This is a genomic window from Mesorhizobium sp. C395A, from assembly GCF_030323205.1.
Taxonomy (GTDB): domain Bacteria; phylum Pseudomonadota; class Alphaproteobacteria; order Rhizobiales; family Rhizobiaceae; genus Mesorhizobium.
Genome location: NZ_CP100473.1, coordinates 4,055,529 through 4,067,789, shown reverse-complemented (window position 1 = coordinate 4,067,789; position 12,261 = coordinate 4,055,529). Strand labels below are relative to the sequence as shown.

General features: G+C 62.6%; 12 protein-coding genes. 4 read left to right on the top strand and 8 right to left on the bottom strand.

The window, feature by feature from the left end; translation table 11 throughout:
* Positions 1-5: 5 nt before the first annotated feature.
* From NLY37_RS19845 to NLY37_RS19835, 3 genes are all read right to left on the bottom strand, one after another.
* Positions 6-1,079, bottom strand: a complete 1,074-nt coding sequence (locus tag NLY37_RS19845; RefSeq protein WP_023742921.1) for an ABC transporter ATP-binding protein — start codon at positions 1,077-1,079, stop codon at positions 6-8.
* Positions 1,080-1,170: 91 nt separating this feature from the next.
* Positions 1,171-1,995: an ABC transporter permease gene (locus tag NLY37_RS19840; RefSeq protein ID WP_286440132.1), complete on the bottom strand. Its 825-nt coding sequence runs from the start codon at positions 1,993-1,995 to the stop codon at positions 1,171-1,173.
* Positions 1,992-2,909 carry an ABC transporter permease gene (locus tag NLY37_RS19835; protein ID WP_023742920.1) on the bottom strand — a complete coding sequence of 306 codons (918 nt, stop codon included), beginning with the start codon at positions 2,907-2,909 and terminating at the stop codon, positions 1,992-1,994. Before NLY37_RS19835 ends, NLY37_RS19840 begins: the two co-directional genes overlap by 4 nt.
* Positions 2,910-3,200: 291 nt before the next feature.
* Between NLY37_RS19835 and NLY37_RS19830 the strand changes: the two genes are divergently transcribed.
* On the top strand, positions 3,201-4,613 hold the full coding sequence (locus NLY37_RS19830) for an aminotransferase (protein ID WP_023742919.1): 1,413 nt from the start codon (positions 3,201-3,203) through the stop codon (positions 4,611-4,613).
* 15 nt (positions 4,614-4,628) lie between these two features.
* Here the strand turns inward: NLY37_RS19830 and NLY37_RS19825 are convergent, their stop codons facing one another.
* Complete coding sequence (locus tag NLY37_RS19825; RefSeq protein ID WP_023742918.1) at positions 4,629-5,831, bottom strand: aromatic ring-hydroxylating oxygenase subunit alpha; 1,203 nt, start codon at positions 5,829-5,831, stop codon at positions 4,629-4,631.
* Positions 5,832-6,333: 502 nt separating this feature from the next.
* Here NLY37_RS19825 and NLY37_RS19820 point away from each other — a divergent pair.
* On the top strand, positions 6,334-6,714 hold the full coding sequence (locus NLY37_RS19820) for a hypothetical protein (RefSeq protein WP_023670066.1): 381 nt from the start codon (positions 6,334-6,336) through the stop codon (positions 6,712-6,714).
* 235 nt (positions 6,715-6,949) lie between these two features.
* Here NLY37_RS19820 and NLY37_RS19815 read toward each other — a convergent pair whose 3' ends face one another.
* Entirely contained in the window at positions 6,950-9,040 is a 2,091-nt protein-coding gene (locus tag NLY37_RS19815; RefSeq protein ID WP_023742917.1) for a hybrid sensor histidine kinase/response regulator, read from the bottom strand.
* Positions 9,041-9,262: 222 nt separating this feature from the next.
* The gene (locus tag NLY37_RS19810) at positions 9,263-10,039 is read right to left on the bottom strand and encodes a response regulator (protein WP_198018604.1); all 777 of its coding nucleotides are present in this window, start codon (positions 10,037-10,039) and stop codon (positions 9,263-9,265) included.
* Between the two features lie 46 nt (positions 10,040-10,085).
* On the opposite strand from NLY37_RS19810, the gene NLY37_RS19805 reads away from it, so the two are divergent.
* A complete protein-coding gene (locus tag NLY37_RS19805) occupies positions 10,086-10,790 on the top strand; it encodes a response regulator transcription factor (RefSeq protein ID WP_023670063.1) in 705 nt (234 codons plus the stop codon).
* Between the two features lie 71 nt (positions 10,791-10,861).
* Here the strand turns inward: NLY37_RS19805 and NLY37_RS19800 are convergent, their stop codons facing one another.
* Positions 10,862-11,032, bottom strand: a complete 171-nt coding sequence (locus NLY37_RS19800; protein ID WP_023670062.1) for a hypothetical protein — start codon at positions 11,030-11,032, stop codon at positions 10,862-10,864.
* Positions 11,033-11,065: 33 nt separating this feature from the next.
* Positions 11,066-11,398, bottom strand: coding sequence for a hypothetical protein (locus NLY37_RS19795; RefSeq protein WP_023742916.1), 333 nt, complete (start codon positions 11,396-11,398; stop codon positions 11,066-11,068).
* Between the two features lie 331 nt (positions 11,399-11,729).
* Between NLY37_RS19795 and NLY37_RS19790 the strand changes: the two genes are divergently transcribed.
* Positions 11,730-12,191: a L,D-transpeptidase gene (locus NLY37_RS19790; protein ID WP_023742915.1), complete on the top strand. Its 462-nt coding sequence runs from the start codon at positions 11,730-11,732 to the stop codon at positions 12,189-12,191.
* Positions 12,192-12,261: the final 70 nt, after the last annotated feature.

The window sequence follows — 12,261 nt, the reverse complement described above, 5'->3', positions numbered from 1 at the left end:
CATGCTCAGTCCGCCATCGCCACCAGGGCCTCGGGATCGTAGCCGAGGCGGACCGACGTGCCGACGGGGATATCGTCGGCGCCGAAGTCGTTGGTCTCGGTGACCGACAGTGGCTTTTCCAATCCGGGTATCTCGACGATCAGGTGGGTGATCTCGCCAAAATAGTGGCGTTCGACCACCTTGCCGGCCACTTCGAATTTCGCCGTCGCATTGTCCCACAGCACGCGCAATCGCTCCGGCCTGATGCCCAGAGTGGCGCCGCCGCCATTGCGCACGAAGGCCTTCGGCTTGTCGGTCCTGACCCGGCCGAAGCCCAGCGTGTCGACGACCAGCGAGGCGCTGCTCTCCTCGACGATCTGCGCTTTTACGAAATTCATGCCGCCGAGGAAATCGGCGACCTGGCGGTTGACCGGCCGCTGGTAGATTTCCTTGGGCGAGGCGACCTGGGCGATCTTGCCGCCGAACATTACGGCGATGCGGTCGGACATAGCGAGCGCCTCGTACTGGTCATGGGTGACCAGCACGAAGGTGATGCCGACCGCCTGCTGCAGGCGGCGCAGTTCGACCTGCATCTGCTCGCGCAATTTCTTGTCGAGAGCCGACAGCGGCTCGTCGAGCAGCAGTACCTTGGGCCGCATCACCAAGGCGCGGGCGAGCGCCACGCGCTGGCGCTGGCCGCCGGAAAGCTCGGTGGCGAGGCGTTTGCCGAGGCCGGTGAGCGACACCTGCGCCAGCGCTTCCTCGACGCGGCGCTTTTCTTCCGTTCCTCCCAGCCTGAGCCGTTTCAGCCCATAGGCGACATTCTGCTCGACATTGAGATGCGGGAAGATGGCATAACTCTGGAATACCATGTTGGTCGGCCGGCGGTTGGCGGGGATGCCTTCCATCGACTGGCCGCCGACCGAGATCGAGCCGCTGGTCGGGTTGTCGAAACCGGCAATCATGCGCAGCAGCGTGGTCTTGCCGCAGCCGGAAGGGCCGAGCAGCGAAAAGAACTCGCCCTCCTTGATGGTCAGTGAGGCGTCGTCGAGCGCCTTGAACGCCCCATAGCTGCGGGTAACGCTGCGGATTTCGATCATTGCTCGGTCGGTTTGGGGTCGATCAGATTGGGCCCGCTCGGACTTATCTTGCTTGGATGGCTCATCCTGAGGCCGTTCGGCCCGGGACTGCTCAGGCATAGAGGCCTCCCTCGCTCTGGGTGCGTCCGGCCGCATGGCGGCGCAGGATCTCGGCAACAGTCATCAAAACGAAAGAGGCAACCAGCAGCAGCGTGCCCAGCGCCAACACACCCGGCAGCTTGGCGGCAAAGCGCAACTGGCCCCAGATATAGATCGGCAGTGTCGTCTCGGTGCCGGTCAGGAAGAAGGCGATGACGAACTCGTCGAGCGAGATGGTGAAGCAGACCAGGAGGCTGGAAATGATCGCCGGCGCCACCATCGGCAGCGTCACCCGCCGGAAGGTGCCGAAGGCACTCTCGCCGAGATCGGCGGAGGCTTCTTCGAGGCTGCGGTCGAAGCCCTCGAAGCCGGCGGTCAGCACCGTCATCGAATAGGGAATGCAGATCAGGACATGGCCGAGCACGACGGTGAACAGCGACAGGCTCAGGCCTAACTGCAGCATGACCAGCAGCATGGAGATGGCGAGGATGATTTCCGGCAGCACCAGCGGCGCCATGATCAGGCCGTTGATTGTGCGGCGGCCGGGATAGCGGTAGCGGGTGATCGAGCGGGCGGCGAGGATGCCGAGCAGCGTCGCCAGCACCGATGCCGAGACACCGACGATCAGGCTGTTCCAGGCGGCGTCAAGCAGCGCCGGCGTCTTCGGCAGGTCTTGGTACCATTTCAGCGTATAGCCGGTGAGAGGAAATTTTGGCGTCGGCGCGGTGTTGATCGAGAAGATCGGCAGGAAGATTACCGGCAGATAGAGAAAGACGACGTAGAGGAAGGCGTAGGCGGACAGCCTGCCGCCAGGGAAAAGGCGCCGCCTCGCTGTCATCGCGCCAGCCTCTGCAGCGCGCGGATGATGAGCACGGTGGCGCCCGCCATCAGCGTCACGACCAGCATGGTGGTCACGGACAGTGCCGCGCCGAGTGGCCAGTTGGAGGCCTTATGGAACTGCGACTCGATGGCATTGGCGATCATCACGCCATCCTTGCCGCCGACCAGCCTTGGGGTGACGTAGTCGCCGACGGTGGGGATCATGACGATGAGAGCGGCCGAGATGACGCCCGGCGCCGACAGCGGCAGCGTCACGCGCAGGAAGGAGCGCAGCGGGCCGTCGCCAAGATCGGTGGCAGCCTCGACCAAGGTGCGGTCGACCTTCTCGAGCGAAACGAAGATCGGCAGGATGGCGAAGGCCGCCCAGGCGTGTGTGAGCGTGATGATGACGGCGCTGGAATTGTAGAGTAGCGCGGTCGATGGTTCGTCGATGATGCCGAGGCCCATCAGGCCGGAATTCAGCACGCCATTATAGCCGAGGATGACTTTCCATGACATCACGCGCAGGAGATAGCTGGTCCAGAACGGGATGGTGATCAGGAACAGCCACAGGCTCTTGTGGCGACCGCCATGGAACGAGATGAAATAGGCGATCGGATAAGCGAGGCTGACGGTGAAAAAGCTCACCGTCAGCGAAATGTAGAGCGAGCGCCAGAGCAGATCGCGGTAGATCGGCTCGGTCAGCGCGATGCGATAATTCTCCAGCGTGAATGTATGATCGATGGTGAGGTAGTTCTGCGTCCAGAAGGAGTGGGCGAAGACCACCAGGATCGGCACGAGCAGCAGGATCAAAGCGTAGACCAAGGTCGGGCTGATCAGGGCAAGGCCCTGGACGGACTCGGACTGCAGAAGGGCGTTTCGCCTTGCTCGCGTCATGCGCCGCGTGGGCACCCCTTCGGCAGCTACCGTCATTGCAGCGACCCGGGCGTGATCTCGGTTGCTGGCTCGAACTGTTCCGCCATGATGCTCCCATCGACCGGGCCGGCTGTCTATTCCCAATTTTTGCGGAGCGCGCTTTGCTGGCCGCGCTCCAAGCTTGCCGGCTTTCTTTCATCATGAGCGCATCCGTGCATTGAAATCAAGCGCTATTTCTGTAATATTGATTGAACGGACATTCAAAATGGAGTGAAGAAAGCCGGCTTTCCTGCCCTTGGCGCTTCATGTTCTGTCCGGCAAATTACGCTCAGACGATGCGAGGCAATGATGGCGGCTGCAAGAGACCTAAGAGCGATGGAAATGGCTGACGGTGACGATGCGGTCGATCTGGCCAAGCGCCATCTCATCCAGCCCTGGCCTTATGCCGGCTCGGTCGGCAATGAAGCGCGTGCGCTGATCGGCGAGGGCGATGGCATCTACATCACCGATGTAACAGGCAAGCGACTGATCGACGGGCCGGCCGGCATGTGGTGCATCAATGTCGGCCACCGCCGCGAGGAGCTGGCCAAGGTGATGTACGACCAGGCGATGATGCTGTCCTACAACACGCCCTGGTATACGATGAACGCGCCGTCGGCCGAGCTCGCCAAGCGCCTCGCCGATCATGCGCCGGGCGATCTCAGCCATACCTTCTTCACCACCGGCGGATCGTCGGCTGTCGAGACGGCGCTGCGCTTCATGCAGTTCTACAACAATGTGCGCGGGCGGCCGGAAAAGAAGCTGATCCTCAGCCGTGGCGGCGCCTATCACGGCTCGACCTATCTGTCGGCCTCGCTCAACGGCCGGCCGCGCGACCGCGACTGGATGGACGGCGCCGACGATCTGGTCGTCAAACTGTCCTCGCCAGACCCGTTCCGGCGGCCGAAAGGCATTGACATCGCCGCCTTCTGCGATTTCCTGGTCGATCAGTTTCGCGATGCGGTCGCCCGCGTCGGCGCAGAGAAGATCGGTGCTTTCGTCGGCGAACCGGTGCAGGCATCCGGCGGCGTCGTGGTGCCGCCGGATGGCTATCTCAAGCGCATTCGCGAAATCTGCAGGGACAAGGATATCCTCTATATCTCCGATGAGGTGGTGACCGGCTTCGGGCGGCTCGGCCATGTCTTTGCCTCCGGCGATGGCTTCGGCATCGACCCCGACATGATCACCTTCGCCAAGGGCGTCACATCAGGCTATTTCCCGCTTGGCGGCGTCATCATCTCGGAGCGGCTGCTTCAGGAAATGCGCCGTTCCAACCATCCCGACGCTATGTTCGGCCATGGCCTGACCTATACCAGTCATCCCATCGGCTGCGCGGTGGCGCTGAAGAACCTCGATATCCTGGAAGACAGCGTGCTGGCCCACACGCGCGATGTCGCGCCCTATTTCCAGGCGCAGCTGAGGACGCTGGAGGAACTGCCGCTGGTTGGCGAAGTCCGCGGCATGGGCCTGATGGGCTGCGTCGAGTGCGTAGCCGACCGCGAAAGCAAGGATCCGCTGCAGCTCGACAAGGATGTCGGCAAGCGCATCGACGCGCATTGCCACGAACTCGGCCTCCTGGTCCGGCCGCTGATCAACATGTGCGTGATGTCGCCGCCGCTGATCATCACGCGAGAGCAGATCGACCACATGGTGGCGATCCTGCGTGAGGGGATCTCGCGGACCATGGATGATCTGCGCAAAGAGGGCGTGTGGCAGGGGTGATTGGCAGTTCCGCCCTTACACCTGCGAGCGCATAGCCTCATTGAGGTTCCACATGTCCTTCTCCTCCGGCGCGGTCTCCAGGCCCAGCACCGGGATCTGCTTGCGCAGATGGTCGTGGTGGGTGCGCACACCGTATTCGAGGTCGGAGAGATAAAAACCCTCGAAGGCCTCCGAGATCATGGACTCGTTCGACCACACGGAAAGCTGCACGTCCTCGTTCATGGTGTCGCGGTCGATGCGGTAGGCGAGATAGCGGGCGGCCGCCTGTTCCCGGGTCTCGTCGGGGTAGCGGTAGATGGCGCCGCGCAGCAGCGTCTCGCCGGTCGACAGCGGGAACTCCTGATAGAACTGCACCGATTCCGGCATGATCGACAGCGCGTTGTTGGGGAAGATGCCGTAATAGATCCAGGCCCTGCGCAGATGCTCCGGCAGGTGTGAGGCATCGGGCGTGAGCTTGATGTATTCGCGCACGCTCCAGCGCCGGCCGGCATGCGGACTGTAGGTGGCAAACGAGCGCGACACGCCGTCGATGAACGGCTCGTCGAAATAGGTTGAGCCGTAGAGATCCTGCAGCGCCGGATGCGCCATGGCGACGTGGTAGCCTTCATTGTCGACGTCGCGCACCGACTTCCAGTTGACCGGCGTTTTCTGTGTCCAGATGCCCCAGGACGGCACCATCTCGGCTACATTGTAGTGGGCCATCTCGGCCTCGATCGGCTTCAAGAGTTCGGCCACCGAAGGCTGCGGGCCGCCCTTGCGAAAGCGGACAAAGATGAAGCCCATCCATATCTCAAGGTCGAGCGGCATCAGGCCGAATTCGGTCTTGTCGAGCTCGGGGAAGGAGCGCGGCCGGGCGGCGCCGCGCAGCGTGCCGTCGAGATTGTAGACCCAGCCATGGAACGGGCAGACCAGCGCGTTCTTGCAGGTGCCCTGGCTGTCGGCGACGACACGGCTGCCGCGATGCCGGCACATGTTGTTGAAGGCGCGCACGACGCCGTCCTTGCCGCGCACGATGAGCGCCCGCTCGCCGACCACGTCCATAGTCAGATAGTCGCCGGCATTCGGCACGTCGCAGACATGGCCGGCGATCTGCCAATGGTTCCGGAAGACGTATTCCTTCTCAAGTTCGAGAAGCGCGTCGGAGTGATAACTCCAGCCCGGCAGACCCCGCCGGTCCCAATCATTGGGGATCGCCACGTCACGGAGATGCGGGTTCATAAAAAAGCTCTTCTTTATTGAATACTCATTCAATAAAACCATATTTTGCATTGAAATGCAATGGCTTGTAGAAATCTCAACTTTTCAAGTCGGCACAACAGGGCCGGCTGAAAGCCAGAAAATCCCGGAATATCCGGGCGTTAACCGGGGTCGTGAAATAGCTGTCCGGCATGCGGATTTGGCCGTGCCGAGCTTGCAAACACGGCCCGCTCCGAGACGAAAAATACCTGGCGTCCGCAAATTCGATCCGCAGTGTGAGCTTGTTCATAGTGCGGCCGACAGGAAGCGGGCTTGGTGCGTTCGCGGCCCGCCTGTCGTCAACATTTGATTGCGCGCATGAACAGCTTCGCAAATGCATCTTGCCGTCGGCACATGACCGGATCTGCCCGGATATGCCCGAATTTCTTGTTTCAAACCTGTTACGCGGGCAAGCCAAGCGCATCATTCGCCCGTTACCAGGCGCGCTTAGGTTCGTTTCATAAGAAAACGAAGGGGAGCAGCAATGCATACGAAAGTCGAGATCACCAGCAACGAACGGCGCGCCAAACTGGCACTGCGTCAGCGCGCCAGCGACCATCCGGTTGCGATGTTCTCCATGCTGGGCGCCTGCGCTCTGGCCGTCATGTTCCTGACACCGGCTTCCGGTCCGGCCTTCGCTTCGCTCAACCCGCCGGCCAATGTCGTCCAGGGCGCGCCGACCACAATCAAGACCGCCCGGCTGCCGGAGCCGGAAATCGATTTTGCCTGCCAGGGCCAGGCCTGGGGCGCCGAGAGCGCGGAGTGCCTGCGCGTCATCGCCGCCCAGTCCGGCGTGCACAAGGCGCGTTCCGTCCGCATGATCGCCAACGCAGCGCCGCTGACCACGACACCCAACGTTTTCTGAACTTCCCGAGCGCTTCCTCCCGCGCTCGTTCTTGGCTCCCGCCGCTTCCCTCGGTCGGGAGCCTCTTTTTTAGGGCCTATCGATATTCGGGTGAGGCCGGCCTGCGCATGGAGGTTCCCTGCGCTTCCGGTGCTCGCGTACTTCAAGTACGCTCCGCTCCGGTTCTCGGGAACCACCATTCTCGACTCCGCCTGACCCGAATCTCGATAGACCCTACGTGGGTGCTTCGGAAAACTTAGCCGGCGGCGGCGACCTGGTCGGCTATTGCCGAAAGTACGCCGCGGACGTCCAGCGTCGAGAACGGCTTTTCCAGGATTTGCGGGCGCTGCGGCGCCGGCAAGGCTTCGATCTCGGCCTTGGCGCCGATCAGGTCGCCGGTGACCAACACGAAGCGTTTGGCCAGCGCCATGTTGTCGGCGAGCAATTCGCGGTAGATGGCAATGCCGCTGGTGCCGGGCATGCGCAAGTCGGAAAAGACGATGTCTGGCGGCATGTGGCCGGTCAAGGTCGCCGCCGCCGACGTCCAGGCCGGCACGACCCGCGACTTGATACCCATCAGTTCCAGGATGTCGGAGAGGGAGCCGGCGACGTCGGGTTCGTCGTCGATGATCAGCGCATGGCGCAAGCCGCTGGAACGAGCCGGGCTGTCGCCGGCTGCTGCCGCGCCGCCGGTGATTACCGGCAGCTGGACGACGAAGCGCGCGCCGCGCGGCAGCACCTCCTCGAACCAGATATTGCCGTTGTGGCGCTCGACGATCGATTTCGAGATCGACAGGCCGATCCCGGTGCCGACGCCGACCGGCTTGGTGGTGAAATAGGATTCGAAGATGCGGCTGCGGATCGCCTCGGGAATGCCCGGTCCGTTGTCCTCGACCGAAAACCCGGGGTTGCCGCGATCGCTGCGGAATGTCCGCACCTTGATCAGGCGGTCGCCGCCGATACCGGCCAGAGCGTGTTGGCTGTTGATCAGGAAATTGGCGGCCACCTGCGTGACGTGGTCGGCATCGGCCATCGCCAGCAGCGGGCCGGGCGCGAAATCGGTGTCGATGATGATGCCGCTCGAGCGTGCGCCATAGGCGGTCACTTCGAGTGCGGCGCGGATCACCTGGTTGAGATCGGTCTCGGCCTGCGCCGCCGGATGCAGGCGCACCATCGACAGGAAGCTTTTGACGATGCGGCCGCAGCGCTCGGCAGCGGCGCGCACTTTCTCGGCGCGAACCTTGGTCTGCGGGTCGGTGGCGAATTCATGCAGCAGCGTCGACTGCGCAACGACAACGGCGAGCGGGTTGTTGAGCTCGTGCGAAACACCGGCCAGCAGCGAACCCATCGCCGCCATCTTCTCGTTCTGGTGCAGTTTTTCGCGCTGGCGGTTGATCTCTTCTTCGGCGCGCAGCTTATCGCGCAGATCGCGGATCGAACCGAAGATGAGCTGACGGTCGGCCACCCGCATCTCGGTCGCCGTCAATTCGATGGGAAACACCTCGCCGGCCGCATTCTGTGTCACGGTCTCAAGCCGCTGGCCAACCATCGGCGCGCCGCGGCCAGACATGTATTCGGCGCCCGAGACATAGCCCTTGCGGTAATATTCCGGCACCACGGTATCGAGCAGGTCCTTGCCGAGGATGTCGCTGCGCTGATAGCCGAACATCTTTTCGGCGGCCGGATTGAATTCGATGATCGAGCCGGTCTCGTCGATGACGATGATGGCGTCGAGCGACGCCTGCAGCATGGTGCGGCGGATGACTTCGCTGGCATGGGCGTCGGACGGCGAGTGCTCGATGGCGTCGCCGATGGCGAGCGCGATGATGTGCATCGTCGCCTCTTCCTCTTCGGTCCATTCGCGCTCGTTTAGGCAGTCATTGACCGCGAACGTGCCCCACAGATGACCGTGCGCGAACACCGATACCGATAGGAACGACTTGATGTGCTGCTTTTCGAAATCGGCCCTGAGGAACCCGTCGAGATCGCGCGTATGGCCGGCGAAGATCTTGCCTTGCCGCTCGTCCTCTCCAATCCGCTCCAGCAGCGGATCGGTATCGACGATCGACTGCATGATCACCGTCGGCGAAGCCAGTTCGCCGCCGAAGCGAGGATCGATCCAGTAGGCGGCGACCGATTGGGCGAAGCCCTGGCCGGGCAATTCGCGCAGCCTGAACAGGATGCCGCGCTGGCAATTCATGGCGCTGCAGAGCGTTTCGAGGATGGTTTCCATCTCGCGCTGCCAGTCGCCGGCATCGCGCAACCGGCGGACGACGCGCACAGCCGCCATCGCGGCGCTCTGGCGAGCGCCTTGCGGGTCCATGCGTGGTGCTGGTTCAGCGGTCATGTCAGCCATCAGTAAAGGGCCGTCGGATTAGGCAGCTATGGAGCATTTCATGAAAAAGATGAAACGCTCCATGTTTCAATGCAATCCCGAACGGAAAATCGCTACGCACTGTTCCTGGAATTGCTAAAGCGTTTCACCGTTTCACGGAAACGGAGAAGCCCCTATCCCTTTGTTTTACGCAATTCCGGGCGGAAAACCGCGTACACTTTTCCTGTAATTGCTCTAGTGCCCGTCACCGGTCGGCAGCGAGAAGATATAGCCTTCGCCGCGCACTGTGCGCAAAAATTTCGGATTGGCCGGATCGGTTTCGATCTTCTTGCGCAGCCGCATGATGCGAATGTCGACGGCGCGCGACGATTCAGGATCCTCGACAAAACCAATCGCCTCGGAGATCGCCGATCGCGTCAACAGCCGGTTGGCGCGAGTCAGGAAAACCTCCAGCACATCGAACTCGCTCTTGGCCATGTCGATGACGGCGCCGTTGGCGCCGGTGACAAGCCTGCCGTCGAGGTCGGCCTGGAACGGGCCGAAGGTCAGGCGGCGGCCGCCATCGGCTTGTGCTTTCGCCGCCTGGGGCGGGCTCGGCTGCGGAACGCGGCGCAGCACGCTGCGCACACGAGCCAGCACCTCACGCAACTCGTAGGGCTTGACGATGTAGTCGTCGGCGCCAAGCTCCAGCCCGACAATGCGGTCGAGTGCGGTGCCGGCAGCCGTGGCATAGATGATGCCGACCGGTATTTTCGAGCGCAGCCAGCGGCCGAGCGACAGTCCGTCCTCGCCCGGCATGGCGATGTCGAGAATGGCCAAATGAAACGATTCCGTCTCCAGCAAGGCGCGCGCCTCGGCCGCGCTTCCGGCCTGGGTCACATCGTAGCCGTTGGCGCCGAGATACTCGGCGACCGCGTCCCGGAGATCGGGCTCGTCCTCGACGATGACAATCCGTGCCCGCACTATGGCCTCGCTCCCGCTTTCAGCGGAAAGTAGATTGGGTATAAACATGATGTCCAGCACTCATATCCGGTTGCGGGGGAACGGGAAGAAAAACATGGCTGCACGATCCGTCATCGCGCTGGTTTCCGTCGCCGATGTGGTGGCCGGCGATCTTGCCGATCATCTCGACCGGCGCGGCCATGACGTGCGCGAGGCGCGGCAGCCCTGGGAAGCTGAATCCCTGCTTTCGGCCGGAGGCATCGATATCGTCATCGTCGGCGACAGCCTCAGCCAGGCGGAGGGGCGGGACCTGCTCAGGCGTTATGGCGGCGGCCAGAGCGCGGACGGGAAGGCGGGGCCGGATTTCATCCTGATCTGCCGGCCGGCCGATCTGGTCGACAAGGTGCTGGCGCTCGAGCTTGGCGCCGCAGATGTCGTCGAAAGTCCGCTCAATGTCAGGGAGCTTGCCGCGCGCATCGGCGGCCTGCTGACGCGGCGCGGCAGGTCCGCCCAGGAACTGATCGTGCTGGAAAATGCCACCGTCGATTTGCGGTCGGCCATCGTCATGCACCGTTCGGGTACGGAAGAACAGCTGTCGCCGGGCCAGGTGGCGCTGCTCAGGCTGTTTCTGGCCAGCCCGCGCAAGGTGCTGACGCGCGACGACATCATTGCGGCGGCGCCCGCCGAAAATGCCGATGCCTTCGACCGCTCGATCGATTCGCGCATCGTGCGGCTGCGCCGCAAGCTCGACACCGAAACCATCACAACTATACGCGGCGCAGGCTACCGGTTCGACCCGCCGACGCAGCGCGCCGACTGAGGGTTGGGAGGCTGGATTGTTCCTCGGCTCGCCCAAAAAAGCTGCGCAATCTTGGGCGCCATGCATAGGCGTCAGCGCACCACCAGAAGCGATGGTCCCGACGGCAATTCGCTGGCGACTACGATTTCGCTGGCGGCATGCGCGCGGTCCTTCAGAAGAACCGTGGCGAGACCGGCAAAGCCGAGCAGGCCTTGTGCATAGAGCAGTACCGAAAGCACGGAAGCTGCAGATTTCGTCTTCATCGGTTGTCCCCAAAAATCAGAACCGCGGGTGCTTCAGGATAAACCCGAAGTGCCCGCGTCGCCCACGGAGCCCCCCGTTGCGACGCGGGCCTTCGGTCCTCTCGGCAGCAAGTTGCCGGAGGGGCCGCGCATCCACTTCAACCCGAGGCCGACCCGCCAGAGGGCCCTGAGACGGTTGATGCGCAGACTGGAGACAATCCAGACCAAGGCTATGAACAGCGCGGCATGCAGCGTCGAAATCTCACCCGAATTCATCACCGCCAGTTTCGTCATCGAGGTGCCGGCTACTGTGCCGATGCCGCCGACGACAAATGCGGCGATGCTTATCCTGAAGAGCCAGGACAGGGTGGTCGATTTGATGCTCATTTTCGTTGGCGCCGGCTGTTCTCGTTGGGATGACTGTGCCGCGAGCCTGTAACCAGATCATGCCGCCCAGGCCGCGCTTTGTTGCAAGTCGGTTTCGAGCGAAGCCAATCTTCTTTCATATAAGGACATCAGCACTTTCGTTTGGAGGCGCGGTGCGTGATCGGGAGTGCGCAGCGAAGACGGGAGCGCGCTCCTTGTCCGCCTTGCTTGTTAAACCCGAGGAAACAAATTCGAAACACAAACGAGCGTCAAGCGAAATCAGCCTGAAACATGACGCAGGGATAAGCGGCCATCGAATTGACGCCGGCCGGGCCGGCAAAGGGGAGCCATCATGTACAAAGCCATTTCCGCCAAACTCATCAACGTCACCGCCGCCGCTGCCGGCGCCGCGCTTCTGCTTGGCGCGGCCAACAGCACCGCCCATGCCGCGACAAACCAGATCGTCGCGCGTGTTTCGCTGTCGCAGCAGACCATGGAAGTGCTGGTCGATGGCCGGCCGACTTTCGCCTGGAAGGTCTCGACCGGCGACAGTGCGCATGTCACGCCGACCGGCTCGTTCAAGCCGACCCGCATGCACGAGATGTGGCATTCGAAGAAATACGACAACGCGCCGATGCCGCATTCGGTCTTCTTCAGCGGCGGCTACGCCGTGCATGCGACCAACGCCATCAAGCGGCTGGGACGCCCGGCGTCGCATGGCTGCGTGCGGCTGCATCCCGACAATGCCGCCGACTTCTACCAGTTGGTCGAAACCTTCGGCCCGACCAACACCAGCATCGTCATCGTCAAGTAGCAGACTGCGTTTGGAGCGATGGTGCAGCGCAGCCGGACAGGTCATGCCGCACCGCAAGTTCCCGCCTTGG

Bases quoted from the DNA above. Each gene is read 5' to 3' on its own strand.
- NLY37_RS19845 (WP_023742921.1), bottom strand. From the start codon at position 1,079: ATGATCGAAATCCGCAGCGTTACCCGCAGCTATGGGGCGTTCAAGGCG.
- NLY37_RS19840 (WP_286440132.1), bottom strand. From the start codon at position 1,995: ATGACAGCGAGGCGGCGCCTTTTCCCTGGCGGCAGGCTGTCCGCCTAC.
- NLY37_RS19835 (WP_023742920.1), bottom strand. From the start codon at position 2,909: ATGACGGTAGCTGCCGAAGGGGTGCCCACGCGGCGCATGACGCGAGCA.
- NLY37_RS19830 (WP_023742919.1), top strand. From the start codon at position 3,201: ATGGCGGCTGCAAGAGACCTAAGAGCGATGGAAATGGCTGACGGTGAC.
- NLY37_RS19825 (WP_023742918.1), bottom strand. From the start codon at position 5,831: ATGAACCCGCATCTCCGTGACGTGGCGATCCCCAATGATTGGGACCGG.
- NLY37_RS19820 (WP_023670066.1), top strand. From the start codon at position 6,334: ATGCATACGAAAGTCGAGATCACCAGCAACGAACGGCGCGCCAAACTG.
- NLY37_RS19815 (WP_023742917.1), bottom strand. From the start codon at position 9,040: ATGACCGCTGAACCAGCACCACGCATGGACCCGCAAGGCGCTCGCCAG.
- NLY37_RS19810 (WP_198018604.1), bottom strand. From the start codon at position 10,039: ATGTTTATACCCAATCTACTTTCCGCTGAAAGCGGGAGCGAGGCCATA.
- NLY37_RS19805 (WP_023670063.1), top strand. From the start codon at position 10,086: ATGGCTGCACGATCCGTCATCGCGCTGGTTTCCGTCGCCGATGTGGTG.
- NLY37_RS19800 (WP_023670062.1), bottom strand. From the start codon at position 11,032: ATGAAGACGAAATCTGCAGCTTCCGTGCTTTCGGTACTGCTCTATGCA.
- NLY37_RS19795 (WP_023742916.1), bottom strand. From the start codon at position 11,398: ATGAGCATCAAATCGACCACCCTGTCCTGGCTCTTCAGGATAAGCATC.
- NLY37_RS19790 (WP_023742915.1), top strand. From the start codon at position 11,730: ATGTACAAAGCCATTTCCGCCAAACTCATCAACGTCACCGCCGCCGCT.